Source organism: Suilimivivens aceti (assembly GCF_025567405.1).
GTDB classification, from domain to species: Bacteria; Bacillota; Clostridia; order Lachnospirales; family Lachnospiraceae; genus Suilimivivens; species Suilimivivens aceti.
This window is the reverse complement of sequence record NZ_JAOQKJ010000003.1, coordinates 79,201-98,514: the sequence shown is the minus strand read 5'-3', so window position 1 is coordinate 98,514 and position 19,314 is coordinate 79,201. Positions and strand designations below refer to the sequence as shown.

Genomic DNA, 19,314 nt, shown 5'->3' with positions numbered 1-19,314 from the left:
TACAGAGGGTACATGAAAACACTGGAAAACTGGAAGCAGAAAGCAGGAAAACAGAATAGTGGAGGATTCAGCCTGGTAGAGGTACTGGTATGCATTGCTATCCTGGCTATTATTTCTGTTCCTATTTTAGCAGGGTTCAGGACGTCCATGTACTACACTAACCGTGCACATAAAACGCAGACAGCGACCGCATATGCACAGAGCGTACTGGAAACAGTCAAAAGCACAGAGGTTAAAGAATTTGTCCAGCAGATAGAGAATGCAACAGATGCCGATGGCAATCAGACAGGAAGTGTAGAGGAAAGTGTAGATACTTCACTGCAGGCAGAATTTAACGGTGATACTGCATATACAGATGAGTTTTTTAAAACAATCCGGTGTAAACAGAAAGATATTGATATAGGCGGGAAACTATATGATATGGAAGTAGTTTTTAATCCTACAGGCTACAGCCAGAAGAAGGATGATCCTGCATTTTCCAATACGGCAGCAAATGATGCAAATGTGTATGCGGTGAGCAGTGTGGATGATGTGAATGGAATGTTATTTCCGGTGATCGCAGATGAGATCAATCAATATGAAGGTACAGGGTCAGAGCCTTCAGCAGCATTATATAATTTGAGAGAACAGCTTAAAAAGGATCAGTATGTGGATGGAGCGCCAAATAGTACGGAAGTGATAGCTCAGCTGCTGACTATATACAATAACCTGACTAAACAGGTTGTGGTCACGATTGATGGAGGAACATCCGGAATAACAAAGAATCATGGAAGTGACTCTTATTATCAGGACAGAATCAGAGTAAGCTGTGATGTGATTTATGAGTCTGAGTATGAGGGGACACCGTTAAGCCTGAAATATAATGCGTATAGTGGTTATTATGGACTTTCCGGAAAAGAAAGCACAGACGAAGACGGAAATATAAAAATAGAAAGCTGGGAAAAGGGCGGTAATATTTATATATTTGCCAAAGCCTATCAGGATCAGTATTTCAGAGTAAAAGGACAGGGAACAAAACCAAAAGCAAATGAGGTTGAAATACGGAATAATTATAGTGGACAGGGTAAATTAAACGTCTGTCTTGTACGGGGCTATTATTATGATTTGGATGCAGCTAATAAGATCACGGGGCAGTGGGGATTGAATTTTAATAATGTTGTTGTGGATGGAACCGGATATTCAAGTATTCCTGAAAGTACATCCCTGACAGGTGAACGGAGTACAAGCAAGACTTATTTTCATACGAATATAAAAGGAATGATAACAGATGTTATTCTTAAAAATGGGGATTTTGAACAGACGATAGGAAAAGAAAAGCCATCTATGAGATGCTATGAAGTAACCATTAAACTGACAGAACAGGAGACGGGCAGGACAGCGGCGGACATATCAACAACCAAAGAAACAAAGTGACAGGATACAGTGATGAAAAACAGGAATAAAAAAAGGGCAAAAATAAATAATGCAGGGTCTACTTTGATCACGGTTCTGGTTGGGGTAGGCTTTTTGTTGATTCTTGCGGTAATTACGATAACGATAAGCACGGCGAACCTTCATATGAAACAGATTGAGTACAGGATGAAGGATAATTTCTATGCAGACGAGCAGGTACTGGATGATGTTTATAATGGAATTGGTAAGGTGACGGCAGATTGCCTGTCAAAAGCATATGCAGATGTTCTTTCCCAGGTATCGGACGCAGGCGGGAAGGCGGTGTTTAAAACCCAGGATGCTGCATACCGATCCTTTTCCCTGCAGTTTATCAATGGGTTAAAAACGATATTGCCTGTATGCAGTAAAGATGATGGGGATCTCACAAATTATAATAGACTGCTTGCAAAGCTGAATTCATATATCACGCAGAAAATATCACTTGATGGAACAGGTGCCTATAATACAGAGGTAATAGAATTTTCCAGGACAGAAATACTGGATGAAGACGATAATGTGTGGACAGATGGAATCGGGGCAAAGCTGCCTGCAAAATACATTTTCAGAGATGTGGTTGTTAAATACAGACAGGCAAATGGAAGTGAAAGTGCAGGATATACAGCTAATGGTTATGAGGCAACAATTACAACAGATATTGTAATAGAGATTCCTTATATCAGTTTTTTTCAGGATTCTTCAAGAATACTGGATTATGCATTAATTGGAAATAAAGGTATTTATTTTGATTCCTGTAGCAGCAGGCAGATAGAAGGAAATGTTTATGCAGGGATTAATGACAGTGAGACAGAGGAAAATAAGAAGAAATACCGGGATGAGGATGTATATGGCGGTATTAACATATATAATTCGGGGGTAAGTTTTAACAGTAATTATCTGATTTCCAAAGGGGATATCAATGTAAGAAATTCAAACCTTACTGTTGGAAATCTTGAATCTGCGGCAGATACACAGTTATGGGCAGAAAGTCTCCGTACAGTAGAAAATATTAACAGAAATGCGGCAGAAGAGGCCAGCACTGTTGTTATAAATGGAAATAGCTATATCGCAAATGATCTGGAATTGAATGCCAGAAAGAGCAGTGTGACACTGAAAGGTACCTACTATGGCTACAATAATGGAGTATTTTCCAATCAGGAAAGTAAGAATTTATTGAAGCGTAATGAAAATAATCCAGTAGAACACACACAGAGCAGTGCATTGATCATTAATGGAAATGGATCAACACTGGATCTTGGCGGATTGGACACGCTTGTAGTTTCAGGAGTGGCTTATATAGATCTGCAGTCTCAGGCTTATACCGGAGAAAATATCAGAAATAATGGTGGAACTTCTGCAGGTATTATAGAGGAATACGCCACGGGTGAATCACTGGCATTAAAAAGCAATCAGTATATGTATCTTGTTCCGACAAGCTGTCTTCTAACGACAAATCCTGTAAAAACATCAGAAAAGCCGGCAGAAATCTGGAATGCAGAAACACAGTGGTTTGGTACAACCAAAAAATATGTCATGGAATCGATTCCTTATATAGAGAAAGAAGTGATCAACCGCACAACAGGAGAGTCTTATACTTATTTTTATCTGAAGTTTCTGGATGGAAAAAGTACAGAATACGCAAATCTGATATTAAATATGAAGGATCCTGAAAACGGGCTGACAGATATGGATGCAGCCATAAAGGCAAAACTTGGATATGATGGGTTCACCGATGAAGAATTAATCCAAATCTGGAATGTCAAAAAGAGTCTCCAGAATAAGGCGCTCAGTGAAAATGTGAAGCCGACGATCACCCTGGCAGATAGTACAACAGCGAATATTTATACAAGAGGTGCAGTAACCAAAATAACGGATGACAGTCTGACATCAGAGCTGCCAAAAGAGGAAAATTCACTTTCGGGAGAATATATAAGGAAAGTGGAAAGTAATCTTGTAAAGCATTATAAGTATTTATATGCAGAGCTGGATCCCAAAACTGATTTTTCGATGACGTCGGATTCATTGCCAACATTAGTGGACGACAATATTGCAGCAGATGCACCGGTATCCAAATATGTAGATTTTACCGGGATGGTAAATTCTTTGACGCCGGATCCGTATAAATGTGGTTATTATACATACCTGTATAAAGGAAATCATTCAGTAGATCGTAATGTTAGAGGAATTATTCTCTGTGATGGTGATTTAACAATTAAAGGTGGGGTAAATGTAGAGGGATTAGTGATTGCTAGCGGTAAAATTATTATTGAAGGAAATGGTGAGATCATTGCAAACCGTTCCATCGTCCAGGCTATCCTCGATGAGGAAAGAACAGAGGAAGAAAAGAAGAAAAGCGAAACAGAAAGAAATATGAAATATGCCAGTTCCTATTTGCTGGACTTCAAATTAAAGAGTGAGGATTATACCGGAAAAGATTATACAGACAGGACAAGCAGTACAGAATATACAGATTATATCAGCTATCAGAATTGGAGAAAAGGTGGGGAATAACGCTTTGCCTGAAGTAAGTAAGAATAAAAATCTTGGAATGACACTTGTAGAAATTCTGGTTGTAGTTGCCATACTTGCTATTATGGTTGGTGGAGCTGGAATTGGGATTTCATTACTTTACAGCAGAGATTCAGAAAAATGTGCGAAAACAATTAATACCATGCTGGAAACTACCAGAATGTCATCCCTTGCAAGAGCAGAAAAATTTAACCTTGTGCTCGACAGTGAAAATAATGAATGCAGGATTGAGACAGGTGAAGAAAAAGCAGAGCTGCCGTCGAAGGTAACACTCTCTTTTTCTGCGGAAGGCTGTGATCTGTCTGGCTGCAAGGTGCTCGAAGTCGAATTTGATAAATCAACGGGCAGGGTGAAGAGTGTTGTTGCTGATTCTGTTTCACAGGATCTGAAGTCATTATCACTGATCAGAATTCATGCAGTGGGCCAAAACGGGAAGAAGGCATCAGTTGTACTTGTGATTTCAACAGGAAAACACTATGTGGAATATGGAGACTAGACAATGACAAAGGACAATAAGGGATTTTCTCTGGTAGAGCTTTTGGTTGCGCTTGCGGTCAGCTCTATTGTGCTTACTGCTCTGGGATACATGATCATAACAGGTTTAAAGCTTTACGGCAGAAATAACGCACACGTAGAAGTACAGAGTGAAGCCCAGACGGCTATGAATCTTATATTGGATAATATTATGGAGGCTCGGGGAATCTGTATAGTGAATCCGGCAACAGGTGACAATACGGATTGTATTTTGCTTGGTGATATTATTGTTGAAGACAATATGGGAAATTATGATGTATATTTTGCGGGAAATGCTATTATTGCAGATTTGGACAGCCTCGGTGATAATGGTCAGCCGATAAAGGAAATGTATCTGGTATCTTTTCCTAATACAGATTATTCAGACAGTACAGAGCACAGTGGATATGCAAAGCTCGTAAGCGGATTTTCTCCTGGTGAGGGAAAAATGGGGGAAGCTGTAAATCAGGCGAGGATAGAAGTACGGGACTATGTGAAAAATACGGATATAAAAAGCAGAACCAAGTGGCTGCTTGCACATTATATAACAGGCTGCAGAATTGAAGCTGATGGGATAGACCGGAATTACTATGAAGAGACGGTCTATTATGAAAATGGTGGGACAGAAGTGAATTATTATTATAAAGAGCCTGTTAAAATTGATGTAAAGATATCGCTGGAATATGATTATGGCAGCGGAAAAATTACAAAAGCTCTTTCTGACAGTGCGGTTATAAGAAACAGAATGGATAATGTATACGTGGGACAGAATGGATCAGCAAATGAGTACAAGAGGAAGAAATAAAAAGAACATAGGAATATGGATCTCAGTGATCAGTCTGATTCTGGTAGCTGCAGGAACTGCCGGTATTTCAGCAGCTTTACGTCTTGAGGAGAAAACGCAGACGGAAGCAGCTGATACTGTAGAAAATGTAACATCTGAGACAAATGCTGTAGTTACAGAGAAGAAGGGAGCTTTACGATCCTTTGTGAATCAGACGAAAACGGAAGCGGAGCCGGGGGATAACAGAGATGTCTTCAGAATTATTGAAGTGATCCCACATGAGGCATGCTCGGTATTTCCTTATATGATAGACTGGAAAACTGAAAAAGGATATGACCAGAATACACCGCTTGGATATGATGGAATTCTGCTGACCGCGCAGTTTACGGGTGGTTCATATGGTAGCGGGTTAAATATGTTTTCCTATCCGAATGTGAAAACGAGAGACAGCAGACCGTTTACTTATGTAGAAGAGAAATATCAGAAAGAATATCTTGACAGTCTGGAGGATTATCAGAAAGAGTTTGCTACTCAGTATGATACAAGCAGAGGGAGCAAGTGGTTTCGGAAAACGAAAAATGAGTCTGCACTGGTTTCAGAATTATATGGATATTTTGAATATGTAGGAGAAGGAAAAGGGCTGTATTACCTAAATACAAGTCAATTAGCAGAACAAAAGAATCCAGGGACAACAGTGTATGGTATTCACTATGAAATCCAGGCTGTACCGAGAAAAGGAACAGAAAACGCCAAGGGATATATGTATGCCTGTGATCCGGCATATTATTGGTCAAAGGAAAGCACGAACAGCTCAAAGCCGGATTATAAGGGAAACAAAGTTGTGGGACTGACAGACTATAATTATAGTCTGAAATTTCAAAAGACAGATGACGGTGAATATACAGCGGATAAGATTGCGTATAATCCGGCTGGCGGAGAAGGCTATGATTATGATCTTATAATAGTGCCTGATAAGATTAATAGCTGGCAGGGAGGATTTTATTACAAAAAGGCCGGGAACTATGAAGTAGGCACTTATCAGGAAGCTGGCGGCGGAAGCTATGTCAGATATAACGATGTGAAGAAGACTGACGGACTGGAAAAAGCAGATGCTGCTCTGGGGGCAGGATATTTTCTCCTGGATAAGGACAATACATATTCGGAAGTTAAACGGTATGAGGTAACTTTTAAACAGGCAGATCATGGCAAGGGCTGTTATAATGCAGCTACACCGGATTCATGGACAGCAGCAGATACCAATTATTACTTTGCGTATGCAGGAGCAGGAAAAGGAGAGTATAAGGTAACATTTCTGTATGCACCATCTGCAAAAGTAAAATACAGTGCAGAGCTGCAGGAAGTGACAACAAATCAGGGAGAGTATGCCCTTGCAACTACTTCAACTGATGGCAATGGAAAAGCAAAATATGGTAAGGATAAAGGTGCAGCCGGGGTCTCATATGATTATGCAGAGGTGATCATTAATTTTGATGCATTTGCAGAAAATGAAACAAAACAGTATCCGGTAAAAGATGCACCGGAGACATGGAATGGGAGAAGCGGTGTAACCAGCGGAAGATATGGATATGCAGATGAAGTAGGTGGATGGGTATTCGTTCCGATAGAAAAGGCCGGAGATATGAAGCAGACCTTTTTGAAGAATGTATTGACTGATACACAGGGAACAAACAGTAATAAAGATATTTATTTTAAACCGGGTGACAGAATATATGTAACCAATCAGCAGAGAACCTATCGCTATTATTGCCAGGATGGACTGCAGAACAATGAATGGTTTAAGCTTTTGTGCTATTCATCTAATCCGCTTGATCAGGATCAGCCCTATACGACTATGATAGATGGTGTCGGAATTGATTTTGATAAGACCATGAATGAGAATCTGAGTAATGAGGTTACTAAGCAGCTGTTAAATGCCTTTGATGGTCAGTTCAGGATTGAGATTATTCAGATGACACCTGAAAAGCTGACGCCTGATGATGTAAGAAGCGCGGATCTGATCTATATTTCCAATCAGGAAGGCATTAATATGATGTCCTCGAACTGGAATACGATCAGCAGACTTTTGCCAGATGAAGACCTTCCGGAATGTAATTGGAATACGTATTGTCCATGGTCGGAAGGACAGGATTTAAGCTCCGATACACTGATGACACTTTATGATGAGTGCATCTATGAAAGAAACAGGGCATTGATTGTCTGCCATTCAGTGATCAATGGTGATGCTGGCATTAATAGAAATCTGACGAAGCTGTATTACATGATGAATTTCTTTGATGAAGCATTGAGCTGGGCATATTTTATGCCAGAGCAGTATCCTGATGCAGCCAATGAAAATTACAGTCGAATCAGGATCGCGGATAATTATAGAACAGCAACAGTAGATGTTTATAAAGGGGGTGAATGGGGTACTTTTAATAATGTTTTTCTAGAAGAGTCTGTTTATGCAGATGAAGGGCAGGAAAATGAGACTGAGCCTGAAGGATTGTCTGAGGAGGAAATTGCAGAGCAGGCAGCAGAATACCCACAATATAATCTGGAAAGCTGGAAACCGGAATATTTTCAGGTATGGTCAACATGGTCTCACAGCTCGGTGGTAGAAGGTTTTGGTTATCAGGATGATATTGGCTATTGGGCCAATATTGTACAGGAAGGAGAAACCAAGCTTACAGTTAAGTATTACATTGATCCCATGTTTATGAGTGCTACGACTAAGGATAATATATGGAAGATCCTTAGAAACAGAAAAGTAGATAATGCACGAATTGTGGTAGAAGTTACTAATGGAGAAATGACCAGTGAAACGATACCAAGAAGAGTAATCTATGCAGATGAATTTGATCCGGAATCCTTTGATATTGACTATAAGGTAATGCTGCTGGGAACAGGTAAAAATCCTTCTGTATTACAGGATATTACACTTACCTTTGAGGATGGCTCTCTGGCTGGTAAAGGAGCAGATCTGGAGTATAATGTAGAGAATGTAAATAATGTACGGCATGGTTTTACCCTGGACGGTTCTTCAGCTGGAGAACTGAACCCTTCGGTCACTATGAGAAAGGTGACAATTACTGCGACGGATAATAATGGAAAACAGGGAAGCACAGAGGTTTACGTTATCGTCCGTGAATCCTTCATGCTCAACTGACCTTCAGCACCATATATAAGTACTATTAAATAAGAAGAAACCCGTGCAGTGATACCGGGAACTCCTGAATTTGAAGGAGTTCCCGGTTTTTTGTATTCAAGTATTGTTTTACTCGTGTTTATAAACTTTTTACTTGCAACCGCAGAAAAATGGGTGTATAGTCTTTGACGTTAACATTTTTAACTATAAAGGGGAAAAGAATTTCATGGCAAAGTATCTGGTAATTGTGGAATCACCGGCGAAGGTGAAGACAATAAAGAAGTTCCTGGGGGAGAATTATACGGTCACGGCAAGCAACGGACACGTCCGTGATCTGCCAAAGAGCCAGCTTGGGATTGACGTGGAACATGACTACGAGCCAAAGTACATTACTATCCGTGGTAAGGGGGATATCCTTGCAAATCTGCGCAAGGAAGTGAAAAAAGCAGATAAGATCTATCTCGCAACGGACCCTGACCGTGAGGGGGAAGCTATTTCCTGGCATCTGTACATGGCATTGAAGCTGGAGAATAAAAAGGTATACCGTATTACCTTTAACGAAATTACTAAAAACGCAGTAAAGGAATCCCTGAAGAATGCCAGGGAGATCAATATGGATCTGGTAGACGCACAGCAGGCAAGAAGAGCACTGGACCGGATGGTTGGCTACCGGATCTCACCGCTTCTCTGGGCGAAGGTAAAGAGGGGCTTAAGTGCCGGGAGAGTACAGTCAGTGGCACTGCGCATCATCTGTGACAGAGAGGATGAGATCAACAATTTTATTCCGGAAGAGTACTGGACACTGGACGCATCTCTTTTCGTAGAAGGAGAAAAGAAGCCGCTGATCGCTAAATACTATGGCACGAAAGACGGTAAGGTAAACATTACCTCCAGAGAAGAGCTGGATAAGATCGTGGCAGAGCTGAAGAATACAGAATTTAAGATAAGCGAAGTGAAAAAGGGAGAGCGTATAAAGAAAGCACCTCTTCCCTTTACCACATCTACCCTGCAGCAGGAGGCCAGCAAGGTGCTGAATTTTTCCACACAGAAGACGATGCGCCTGGCACAGCAGCTCTATGAAGGAATTGATATCAAGGGCAGCGGTACTGTGGGTGTGATCACCTATCTGCGTACCGATTCCACCAGAGTATCTGCAGAAGCAGAGGTCATGGCGGAGAAATATATTGAAAAGAATTATGGAAAGGATTATGTATCTGCACCGGCAGAAGGAAAGAATAGCGGACAGAAGATCCAGGATGCACATGAAGCAATCCGGCCTACCGATCTTGACAGAACTCCTGCACAGCTTAAGGATTCTCTTTCCAGAGATCAGTTCAGACTGTATCAGCTGATCTTTAGACGGTTCACCGCAAGCCGTATGGCGCCGGCCAGGTATGAAACTACCTCTGTGAAGATTGATGCGGGAGAGCACCGCTTTACTGTTGCAGCATCCAAGGTCGTATTTGAGGGCTTCATGAGTGTCTATACAGAGGAAGATGACAAGGAAGAAAGCAATACCCTGATCAGGGGAATTGATACAGCATCAAAGCTGACACTGGATGAACTGCTGACGAAGCAGCACTTCACACAGCCGGCACCCCATTATACAGAAGCATCACTGGTACGTGCACTGGAAGAGCTTGGGATTGGGCGTCCGAGTACCTATGCTCCTACGATCACCACGATCCTTGCAAGAAGATATATTGTAAAGGAAAACAAAAATCTTTATGTAACAGAGCTGGGAGAAGTGGTTAACAACATGATGAAGGAGGCATTCCCGAGTATTGTGGATGTAAACTTCACAGCCAATATGGAGGCTCTTCTGGATGGAGTGGAGGAGGGAAAGGTCAACTGGAAAACAGTGATCTCCAACTTCTATCCGGATCTGGATGAGGCGGTAAAGAAGGCTGAGAAGGAGCTGCAGGAGGTACAGATCCAGGACGAAGTATCAGACGAGGTCTGTGAACTCTGCGGACGGAATATGGTGATCAAATATGGTCCCCATGGAAGATTCCTGGCATGTCCGGGATTCCCGGAGTGCCGCAATACCAAGCCCTACTACGAGAAGATCGGTGTAGCCTGTCCAAAATGCGGCAAGGATATTGTCCTGAAGAAGACCAAAAAGGGCAGGAAATATTATGGCTGTATTGATAATCCGGAATGCGATTTTATGGTGTGGCAGCGGCCTTCCAATGTGAAATGTGAGCGCTGTGGATCCCTGATGCTGTATAAGGGGAATAAGCTGGTATGCTCCAATGAATCCTGTGGATTTGTCACATCGGTTCCTAAGGGTGAAGCTCAATAGTCAGAAAATAAATAAAAAATTGGAAAAGTACATGAAATTATGCATAATTCCTGTGAAGTGCATTGAAACTCGAAGCCATATGTGCTAAAATGACGATAGCAATGCGGTATAGAGGAAATTTTTGCGATGACGGTATTTTTTGCCGATGGAGGGACTTAGCATGAGTAGTGTACAGTTGCTGGACAAGACCAGAAAGATTGGGAAGCTTCTTCACAATAATAATTCGAGTAAGGTAGTTTTTAATGATATCTGCAAGGTGTTATGCGAGATCCTGAGTTCAAATGTCCTGGTGATCAGCAAAAAGGGAAAGGTGCTTGGTGTAGGAGATGCGCCCGGTGTTGATTCCATCACTGAGCTGATCGTGGATCAGGTGGGCGGCTTTATTGATGCCCTGTTGAATGAGAGGCTTCTTGCCATTCTTTCCACCAAGGAGAATGTGAATCTGGAAACGCTTGGCTTTGACGCTGAAGAGGTGAAGAAATTCCAGGCGATCATCACACCTATAGAGATCGCAGGAGAGAGACTGGGAACCCTCTTCATTTACAAGTGTGACAGGCAGTATGATATTGATGATATCATTCTCTGTGAATACGGAACTACAGTCGTGGGACTGGAGATGCTCCGGGCAGTCAATGAAGAAAATGCAGAGGAGACACGCAAGCTGAATGTGATCAGATCAGCGATCGGAACCCTTTCCTATTCTGAAATGGAAGCCATCGTTCATATTTTTGAAGAGCTTGATGGTATGGAAGGCATTCTGGTGGCCAGCAAGATCGCAGACAGAGTAGGGATCACCAGATCTGTTATCGTCAATGCACTCCGCAAGTTTGAAAGCGCAGGTGTCATTGAATCGAGATCATCCGGCATGAAGGGTACCTATATCAAGGTCCTGAATGATATGGTATTTGATGAGATCGAGAAATTAAAGGAACAGAACATGAAGTAGATCAGTGACAGGACGTCACATATTTTCGTAAAAGGACTTGCGGCTGGCCAGGATATCTCGCTCGGGGTGGGTCTTTTTTACTAGATGAAATATACATTTCTACTTGTGCTCTCCAATAAATAATTTATAATAAAATAGGATAGGGAGAGTGTGGGATAAAGGAGGAATCCAGATGATCAATACCAATGTGTTTGATTATGTGAATGTTTTAAACAAGGCGGCGGATGCAGCATGGACAAGGAATGATGTGCTTGCCAATAATATTGCTAATATGGATACACCCGGCTATAAGAGACAGGATGTGGATTTTGAATCACAGCTGAAGCAGGCTATGAGGAGCACAAGGTTTAAAAGTGTGGATGCCAGGGTGGGTGCCATCAATGATACAGAGCTGGAAACAAGGGTTTATACGGATGCTTCCGGCTTTTCTTACAGACTGGATGGCAACAATGTGGATATTGATACAGAAACAGCCAGGCTTGCTGAGAACCAGATCAGGTACAATGGACTGGTACAGAGCATGAATGAAGAATTTACCAACCTGAAAATGGTGATGAAATAAGAGCTTCCATATTTTCACCCCGCTGTGGGTGAAGGAGGATACAGAAAGGAATGAAGAACACACATGAGTATTTTTACATCCTTTGATATTAATGCTTCCGGAATGACAGCCCAGCGTTACCGCATGGACGTGATCTCTGAGAATGTGGCCAATGCAGACACGACAAGGACAGAAGATGGAACACCCTACAGACGTAAGGTGGTTACCTTTCAGCAGAAGGGGGAAAAGGTGGGAAGCTTTTCCTCTGTTTTTGGAAAGGCAAGTGATGCCTATAAAGGACAGGGTGTCCGGGTAAGCAAGGTGTCACAGGATACCTGGACAGAGATGATCAAGGCATATGATCCGTCCCATCCGGATGCAGATGAGAATGGTTATGTGACATATCCGAATGTAAATATTGTTACGGAGATGACCAACCTGATCGATGCCAGCCGCTCCTATGAGGCGAATGCTACTGCATTTAATGCCAGTAAGACCATAGCCATGAAGGGTCTTGAGATGGAACAGTAGTATTAAGAAACAGAGGGAAGGATACATAGAAAATGGATATTACGTCATTAAGAAATATATCTTCAGGAGCAGTAAAAAGTGCTGCTGATACATATCTGACAGAGCTGAGGAACGGACAGGACATACAGGAGGATGAAGCTTTTGGAAGCCTTTTTGACAAGGCGGTACAGAACCTGAATACCACCAATGCCTATCTTTCTGATGCCGAGAATGAAAAAATAAAATGGGCACTTGGAGAAACAGAAAATACCCATGATCTGACCAATGCCCTGCAGAAGGCTTCTACTGCGCTGTCCTACACGGTAGCTGTGAGGGACAAGTTCCTTGAAGCATACAAGGAAATCATGCAGATCCAGATCTGACAGAAAAGTAGGAGTGAATCATGCAGGAAAGATTACAGAAAATACTGAAAAACATACTGGATTGGTGGAACAAGTTTTCCACGAAACAGAAGACCTTTATCGTTGCAGCAGCGGCGGGCGTGATCATAGCGGTGGCAGTGATCGCTTCTGTCCTGACAAGACCACAGTACGTATTACTGCTTCAGTGTGACACGACAAAGGAAGCCTCTGAGGTATCAGATCTTCTGGACGAACAGGGACTGGATTATAAGGTATCAGATGATGGCTACCGGATCCAGATCAACAGGAAACAGCAGTCGCAGGCAAACCTTCTGCTTGGAGCCAATGATATCCAGGCGGCAGCCTATACCATTGACAATGTGACGAGTGGCGGCTTCAGTACGACAGAAGCAGATAAACAGAAGCGTTATGAGCTTTATCTGGAAACAAGACTGGCGGATGACTTTATTTCCATGTTCAGTGCCATCAAGAGCGCAAAGGTGGATCTGAATATCCCGACAGATGATGGTACCCTGATCGCAGAAAATAAGGATACATCGGCGTGGATCCTGCTGGAGCTTGACGGTGAGTTTACCACAGATAATGCGGCTTATCTTGCCAAGGCAGTATCAAAGGCTGTCGGGAACGATACTGATGAGAATGTCGTGATCCTGGATACTGATGGAAATATGCTTTTTTCCGGAGATGACAGCTACAGCGCTTCCGGCACAGCAAGCTCCCAGCTTGGTGTGAAAACGCAGTGGGAGACTGTAGTAAAGAATGAAGTAAGACAGGTTCTGCTTGGCACCAATGAATTTGACAAGATCGAGGTGGCGAGCAATCTTGATATTAATTTTGCAACCAGTGAAGAGGTTTACCATGAGTACTCTGCACCTGACGGAGCAACCCAGGGGCTGAAGAGCTCTGACAGAACCTATTCCTCGGAGTCCACCAATGATGGAGGCGGCGTCCCTGGTACAGACAGCAATGGTGACAGCACTGAATATGAATATCAGGATTCTGGCAACAGCTCATCGACAGTAGAAGAGACAGAGAATAACTATCTTCCCAATGAGCGGATCACTACTACCAATAATCTGCCGGGAGTAATAGATTATGATAATTCTACGATAGCAGTTACTGCGATCAGCTATAATGTAGTGAGAGAAGAGGATGTAAAGGCACAGGGACTCCTGGATGGTATCAGCTGGGAGGAATATAAGCTTGCCAATGCACAGGGCTCCAGGATCACGGTAGATGATGATATCCTGGATGTGGTATCCAAGGCAACAGGCTTCCCGGCTGCCAATATTGCCTTTGTAGCAAGGACAGAGAATGTGTTCTTTGATAAAGAGGGACTGAATATCAGCGCCTCCAATATAGTACAGATCATTCTGATCATTATCATTCTCGCCCTGCTTGCTTTTGTAGTGCTGAGGAGCATGAGAGGCGAAAAGGCTTCGAAACAGCCGGAGGAGCTTCCGGTGGAATCCCTTCTGCAGTCACAGCCTGAGATAGAGCTGGAAGATATCAGTGCGGAAGAGAGCTCCGAGACCAAGAAGCTGATCGAAAAATTTGTGGATGAAAATCCTGAGGCCGTTGCCAACTTGCTGCGTAACTGGCTGAATCAGGAATGGGGTTAACAATATGAGCAGATATCCGGACGATAAGATGTCAGGTGTACAGAAGGCAGCGATCCTTTTGATCGCCCTTGGACCAGAGAGGTCTTCTTCTATATTTAAGCATCTGAAGGAAGATGAAATTGAAGAGCTGACACTTGAAATTGCAAATACACGGAGTATTACGCCGCAGATCAAGGAAGACGTGATCAACGAATTCTATGAGATCTGTCTGGCACAGCAGTATATCGCAGAAGGTGGTATCGGTTATGCCAAGGAAGTCCTTGAGAAATCACTTGGTGCAGATAAGGCAATGGATGTGATCGGCAAGCTGACAGCGTCCCTGCAGGTAAAGCCTTTCGAATTTGTGCGGAAGACAGATGCTTCCCAGCTGCTGAATTTCATTCAGGATGAGCATCCTCAGACGATCGCCCTGATCCTGTCCTATCTGCCGGCCGGACAGGCAGCGATGATCATATCAGCACTGCCGCCGGAGCGGCAGTCCGATGTGGCAAAGCGTATTGCCATGATGGACAGAACAAGTCCGGATGTGATCAAAGAGGTGGAAAAGGTGCTGGAATCCAAGCTTTCGTCACTGGTCAACCAGGATTACACGATCATTGGCGGTGTAGACGCAGTGGTAGATATCCTGAACACGGTAGACCGTGGAACAGAGAAGCATATTATGGAAACACTGGAGATCGAGGAGCCGGAGCTGGCAGACGAGATCCGGAAGAAGATGTTCGTATTCGAGGATATCCTGCTGCTTGATGACAGGGCAATCCAGAGAGTTCTTCGTGATGTGGACAATAATGACCTTGCCCTTGCACTTAAGGGCGCTAATGAGCAGGTGCAGACAGCTATCTTCAACAACATGTCCAAGCGTCTTGCAGTTATGATCAAGGAAGACATGGAGTTCATGGGTCCTGTCCGTATGAAGGACGTGGAAGAGGCACAGCAGAAGATCGTAAACATCATCAGAAAGCTGGAGGATTCTGCCGAAATTGTTATTTCCAGAGGCGGAGGAGACGAGATCGTTGTTTAAGAATTTGTATAAATCCGGACTGATCCATATGGACAGTGAGGACAAACGTATCATAGACAATAATGCACTGGCTGAAAAGAAGCTGGACAAGGTGCTGCACAGTGCGTCTTTTCAGAGTACTGCTGAAAGCAGTGCGCAGGAAATATCAGGAGAGCCAGAGGATACAGAAGTGGTAGATGCACTTTTGAATGACACTGGTCCTGATTCCCAGGAAGAAGAAAAAAATGCGCTGAAGCAGGAAATCGAGGAAGCCAGGAATGAGCTTGAAAAGATCAGGTCACAGACGGATGAGATGATCGCACAGGCGAAGGAGCAGACTGCGGAGATCCAGAAAAAGGCCTATGAGGAAGCCAGAGAAGACGGCTACCGGGATGGGGAACGCCAGGGAAGGCAGGAAGCAGAGGCTGTAAAAGCGGAATACCAGCAGAAGCTTAAGGAGCTGCAGGCTGCCTTTGAAAAGGAAGAACGGGAGCTGGAACCCCGGTTCATTGAGGCACTGACAGGAATTTATGAACATATATTCAAAGTCGATCTTTCAGACTATCATGAGCTGGTGACCACACTGCTTTGTAATACCATGCAGAAGATCGAAGGGTGCAGGAATCTCCTGATCCATGTATCCGGAAATGATTATAAGAATGTGAAAGAAAATAAGGAACGGCTTCAGAAAGAGGCGGGTGGAAGCACAGTATCTGTTGAAATTGCAGAGGATAAGACACTTTCTGCCGGACAGGCCATGATCGAAACAGAAAACGGAGTATATGACTGCAGCCTGGATACAGAGCTTTCTGAACTTACGAGGAAGCTGAAGCTCCTTTCCTATGAAGCTTTGAAGTAGAGGTTTTAAAAGAAGTGGAACTGACCATTGATTGGGATAAATATAACAAAGTACTGCAGGAAGACCTTTTCAAGGTAAGAGGAAGGGTTGTAAATGTGGTAGGTCTGACGACAGAGTCGAAGGGACCCCAGGCAAAGCTGGGAGATATCTGCCTGATCTCCTCCCGGAATGGAGGAACAGAGGAAAAGCCGGTTCAGGCGGAGGTTGTCGGCTTTAAGGAAGGAAAGGTCCTGCTGATGCCCTATGATAAGGTAGAGGGCATCGGACCGGGAAGTGTCGTAGAGAATACAGGGCATGCCCTTACAGTAAAGGTATCAGAGGAGCTGCTTGGAAAAACACTGAACGGCCTTGGCAGGATGGAAGGGGAGCAGCTGCATGGCGGCATTGACTACCCGGTAGAAGCACCACCGCCGGATCCTATGAGCCGTAAGATCATCTGTGATGTACTGCCGCTTGGTGTGAAAGCAGTAGATGGACTGATCACAGTCGGCAAGGGACAGCGTATCGGGATCTTCGCAGGCTCCGGTGTTGGCAAATCGACCCTTATGGGTATGTTTGCCAGAAATACAAAAGCAGATATCAACGTCATTGCACTGATCGGAGAACGTGGACGTGAGGTGCGCGAGTTTATAGAGAGGGATCTCGGGGAAGAGGGCATGAAGCGGTCAGTGGTCGTGGTTGCCACATCCGACAGACCGGCGCTTGAAAGAAAAAGAGCAGCCCAGACTGCGACTGCGATCGCAGAGTACTTCCGGGATCAGGGAAAGGATGTCCTTCTGATGATGGACTCCCTGACACGTTTTTCCATGGCACAGAGGGAAATCGGGCTGGCGAGCGGTGAGCCGCCGGTATCCAGGGGATACCCGCCAAGCGTATATTCTGAAATGCCAAGACTGTTAGAACGGGCAGGCTGTTCGGACAGGGGATCTATTACCGGACTGTATACCGTGCTTGTAGATGGTGATGACTTTAATGAACCGATCACGGATACAGCAAGAAGCATCCTGGATGGTCATATCATGCTGAACAGGAAGCTGGCCCATAAGAATCATTATCCGGCTATTGATGTGCTGCAGAGTATATCAAGATGTATGAGCCAGATCGCAACAAGGGAGCATAAGCAGCTGGCCGGCAAACTGAAGAATGTCATGGCAACCTATAATGAGGCAGAGGATCTGATCAATATTGGCGCTTATAAGGCGGGGAGCAATCCTGAGATTGACTATGCGGTCAGCAAGATCCAGGAGGTAAATGCCTTTCTGCAGCAGGATGTCAATGACAAATTTACCTTTGAAGAAACGATACAGCTGCTGGAGCATATTTTTGAAGGATCCTGATAATTATGGCAAAGTTTATTTACCGGATGCAGAGCATCCTGGACATCAAACAGAAGCTGGAAGAACAGGCCAAAAATGAATTTGCAAAGGCAAGACTGCAGCTGACGCTGGAGGAAGATAAGCTGCAGAAGCTGAAGGAAAGAAAAGATGCTTATGTGGAAGAAGGAAGAAAACTCCGGGAAAGCGGACTGAATGTAAGAGATATCCTGGAAAACCGGGATGCCATAGAGAATATGAAGAGGCTTATCACAGCCCAGCAGAGGGCTGTGGAAAAGGCGGAAAAGGTGTTGGAGGAGGCCAGGGAAAAGCTGACGGAAGCAATGAAGGAAAGCAAAACCCAGGAGAAACTGAAGGAAAAGGCCTTTGAAAGCTTTATGAAAGAAGAAAATGCCAGAGAATCCAAGGAAATTGATGAACTGGTAAGCTACACCTATGGACAGAAAAGAAACAGTGGAGAATAAAATATGCCGTTGGATGATGAAATGACACCGGATGACGCCAAAACTGAAAAAAAGCGTCTGAAGGATGAAAAGAAAAAACTGAAAAACGAGCAGAAGGAGCAGAAAAAGCTGGCCAGGCAGAAGGCGAAGGAAATTGCAGGACGTGAGGCTGAGCTTGAAGAGGACGATGATGGAAACCAGGGATCTGTATTTGCAGTTACCTTTGTGATCGTGCTGATCTGGGTAGCGATCCTGTGCCTGATCGTCAAGCTTGATTTTGGCGGATTCGGAAGCAATGTGCTGACACCGGTTTTAAAGGATGTGCCGGTCTTAAATCTGATCCTGCCAAAGAATACAGATGTCGCCGTGGATGAGAGCGACAGCGGCTCTTACGGAGGCTACGACAACCTGAAGGACGCTGTAGATTATATCAAGGAGCTGGAGCTGGAGCTGGAACGTGCCAAGTCGGCAGAGACGACCAGCACAGATGAAGTAAAGGAGCTTCAGGCTGAGGTAGACAGACTGAAGACCTTTGAGGACAGCCAGGTAGAGTTCCAGCGGATCAAAACAGAGTTTTACGAAGAAGTAGTTTATTCGGATAAAGGACCGGGGATCGAGGAGTATAAGAAGTATTACGAGGAAATCGATCCTGCAGCCGCAGAGTACCTGTATAAGCAGGTCGTACAGCAGACGGAAGAAACAGACGAAGTCAAGAATTACGCCATGGCCTATTCGTCCATGAAGCCCAAGGAAGCGGCAGCTATCTTTGAGGCAATGACGGATAATCTGGATCTGGCTGCCCGCATCCTGAATGCCATGGAAGCGGAAGACAGAGGAAAGATCCTTGGCGTCATGGATCCTGAAGTGGCAGCTAAGCTGACCAAGATCATGGATCCTGAATCTTAAGAAAACGCCTGTTTTTACCGATATATTTTTGTACCTTGATAAAAAGTCTGAAGGGACTAATAGAGA

The 19,314-nt window shown here is 43.9% G+C and carries 16 protein-coding genes; all 16 read left to right on the top strand.

From position 1 onward, the window contains the following. Window positions 1-12 precede the first annotated feature (12 nt). A complete protein-coding gene (locus OCV77_RS03975) occupies window positions 13-1,413 on the top strand; it encodes a type IV pilus modification PilV family protein (RefSeq protein WP_262573494.1) in 1,401 nt (466 codons plus the stop codon). Between the two features lie 12 nt (window positions 1,414-1,425). After that, window positions 1,426-3,939, top strand: coding sequence for a hypothetical protein (locus OCV77_RS03970; protein WP_262573492.1), 2,514 nt, complete (start codon window positions 1,426-1,428; stop codon window positions 3,937-3,939). 4 nt (window positions 3,940-3,943) lie between these two features. Beyond that, entirely contained in the window at window positions 3,944-4,453 is a 510-nt protein-coding gene (locus OCV77_RS03965; RefSeq protein WP_262573491.1) for a pilus assembly FimT family protein, read from the top strand. A gap of 3 nt (window positions 4,454-4,456) precedes the next feature. After that, the gene (locus tag OCV77_RS03960; protein ID WP_262573489.1) at window positions 4,457-5,275 is read left to right on the top strand and encodes a PilW family protein; all 819 of its coding nucleotides are present in this window, start codon (window positions 4,457-4,459) and stop codon (window positions 5,273-5,275) included. Then, window positions 5,253-8,420 carry a hypothetical protein gene (locus OCV77_RS03955; protein ID WP_262573486.1) on the top strand — a complete coding sequence of 1,056 codons (3,168 nt, stop codon included), beginning with the start codon at window positions 5,253-5,255 and terminating at the stop codon, window positions 8,418-8,420. The genes OCV77_RS03960 and OCV77_RS03955 overlap by 23 nt, the downstream gene beginning before the upstream one ends. A 205-nt stretch (window positions 8,421-8,625) precedes the next feature. Then, window positions 8,626-10,704 (top strand): type I DNA topoisomerase, encoded by a 2,079-nt coding sequence (topA, locus tag OCV77_RS03950; protein WP_262573484.1) that lies wholly within the window; start codon window positions 8,626-8,628, stop codon window positions 10,702-10,704. 160 nt (window positions 10,705-10,864) lie between these two features. Further along, window positions 10,865-11,650 (top strand): GTP-sensing pleiotropic transcriptional regulator CodY, encoded by a 786-nt coding sequence (codY, locus tag OCV77_RS03945; RefSeq protein ID WP_118797598.1) that lies wholly within the window; start codon window positions 10,865-10,867, stop codon window positions 11,648-11,650. A gap of 172 nt (window positions 11,651-11,822) precedes the next feature. After that, window positions 11,823-12,212: a flagellar basal body rod protein FlgB gene (gene flgB, locus OCV77_RS03940; protein WP_118797599.1), complete on the top strand. Its 390-nt coding sequence runs from the start codon at window positions 11,823-11,825 to the stop codon at window positions 12,210-12,212. 63 nt (window positions 12,213-12,275) lie between these two features. Further along, a complete protein-coding gene (gene flgC, locus OCV77_RS03935) occupies window positions 12,276-12,722 on the top strand; it encodes a flagellar basal body rod protein FlgC (RefSeq protein WP_262573482.1) in 447 nt (148 codons plus the stop codon). 32 nt (window positions 12,723-12,754) lie between these two features. Next, complete coding sequence (gene fliE, locus OCV77_RS03930) at window positions 12,755-13,084, top strand: flagellar hook-basal body complex protein FliE (protein ID WP_118797601.1); 330 nt, start codon at window positions 12,755-12,757, stop codon at window positions 13,082-13,084. A gap of 20 nt (window positions 13,085-13,104) precedes the next feature. Continuing rightward, window positions 13,105-14,706 (top strand): flagellar M-ring protein FliF C-terminal domain-containing protein, encoded by a 1,602-nt coding sequence (locus OCV77_RS03925; protein WP_262573481.1) that lies wholly within the window; start codon window positions 13,105-13,107, stop codon window positions 14,704-14,706. 4 nt (window positions 14,707-14,710) lie between these two features. Further along, window positions 14,711-15,727, top strand: a complete 1,017-nt coding sequence (fliG, locus tag OCV77_RS03920; RefSeq protein WP_118797603.1) for a flagellar motor switch protein FliG — start codon at window positions 14,711-14,713, stop codon at window positions 15,725-15,727. Further along, window positions 15,720-16,565: a FliH/SctL family protein gene (locus tag OCV77_RS03915; protein ID WP_262573479.1), complete on the top strand. Its 846-nt coding sequence runs from the start codon at window positions 15,720-15,722 to the stop codon at window positions 16,563-16,565. Before fliG ends, OCV77_RS03915 begins: the two co-directional genes overlap by 8 nt. Before the next feature lie 20 nt (window positions 16,566-16,585). Further along, window positions 16,586-17,902, top strand: a complete 1,317-nt coding sequence (gene fliI / locus OCV77_RS03910) for a flagellar protein export ATPase FliI (RefSeq protein ID WP_317246617.1) — start codon at window positions 16,586-16,588, stop codon at window positions 17,900-17,902. Window positions 17,903-17,907: 5 nt separating this feature from the next. Next, window positions 17,908-18,363 (top strand): flagellar export protein FliJ, encoded by a 456-nt coding sequence (fliJ, locus tag OCV77_RS03905; RefSeq protein WP_262573475.1) that lies wholly within the window; start codon window positions 17,908-17,910, stop codon window positions 18,361-18,363. A 3-nt stretch (window positions 18,364-18,366) separates the two neighbouring features. Further along, window positions 18,367-19,248, top strand: a complete 882-nt coding sequence (locus OCV77_RS03900) for a MotE family protein (protein WP_262573474.1) — start codon at window positions 18,367-18,369, stop codon at window positions 19,246-19,248. The last annotated feature ends 66 nt before the right edge of the window (window positions 19,249-19,314 follow it).

What these genes read in the sequence shown, in the direction of transcription:
- topA (WP_262573484.1), top strand. Translation starts at nt 8,626, where the DNA reads ATGGCAAAGTATCTGGTAATTGTGGAATCACCGGCGAAGGTGAAGACA.
- flgB (WP_118797599.1), top strand. Translation starts at nt 11,823, where the DNA reads ATGATCAATACCAATGTGTTTGATTATGTGAATGTTTTAAACAAGGCG.
- fliJ (WP_262573475.1), top strand. Translation starts at nt 17,908, where the DNA reads ATGGCAAAGTTTATTTACCGGATGCAGAGCATCCTGGACATCAAACAG.
- OCV77_RS03955 (WP_262573486.1), top strand. Translation starts at nt 5,253, where the DNA reads ATGAGTACAAGAGGAAGAAATAAAAAGAACATAGGAATATGGATCTCA.
- OCV77_RS03900 (WP_262573474.1), top strand. Translation starts at nt 18,367, where the DNA reads ATGCCGTTGGATGATGAAATGACACCGGATGACGCCAAAACTGAAAAA.
- fliE (WP_118797601.1), top strand. Translation starts at nt 12,755, where the DNA reads ATGGATATTACGTCATTAAGAAATATATCTTCAGGAGCAGTAAAAAGT.
- fliG (WP_118797603.1), top strand. Translation starts at nt 14,711, where the DNA reads ATGAGCAGATATCCGGACGATAAGATGTCAGGTGTACAGAAGGCAGCG.
- OCV77_RS03925 (WP_262573481.1), top strand. Translation starts at nt 13,105, where the DNA reads ATGCAGGAAAGATTACAGAAAATACTGAAAAACATACTGGATTGGTGG.
- OCV77_RS03960 (WP_262573489.1), top strand. Translation starts at nt 4,457, where the DNA reads ATGACAAAGGACAATAAGGGATTTTCTCTGGTAGAGCTTTTGGTTGCG.
- OCV77_RS03975 (WP_262573494.1), top strand. Translation starts at nt 13, where the DNA reads ATGAAAACACTGGAAAACTGGAAGCAGAAAGCAGGAAAACAGAATAGT.
- OCV77_RS03970 (WP_262573492.1), top strand. Translation starts at nt 1,426, where the DNA reads ATGAAAAACAGGAATAAAAAAAGGGCAAAAATAAATAATGCAGGGTCT.
- codY (WP_118797598.1), top strand. Translation starts at nt 10,865, where the DNA reads ATGAGTAGTGTACAGTTGCTGGACAAGACCAGAAAGATTGGGAAGCTT.
- flgC (WP_262573482.1), top strand. Translation starts at nt 12,276, where the DNA reads ATGAGTATTTTTACATCCTTTGATATTAATGCTTCCGGAATGACAGCC.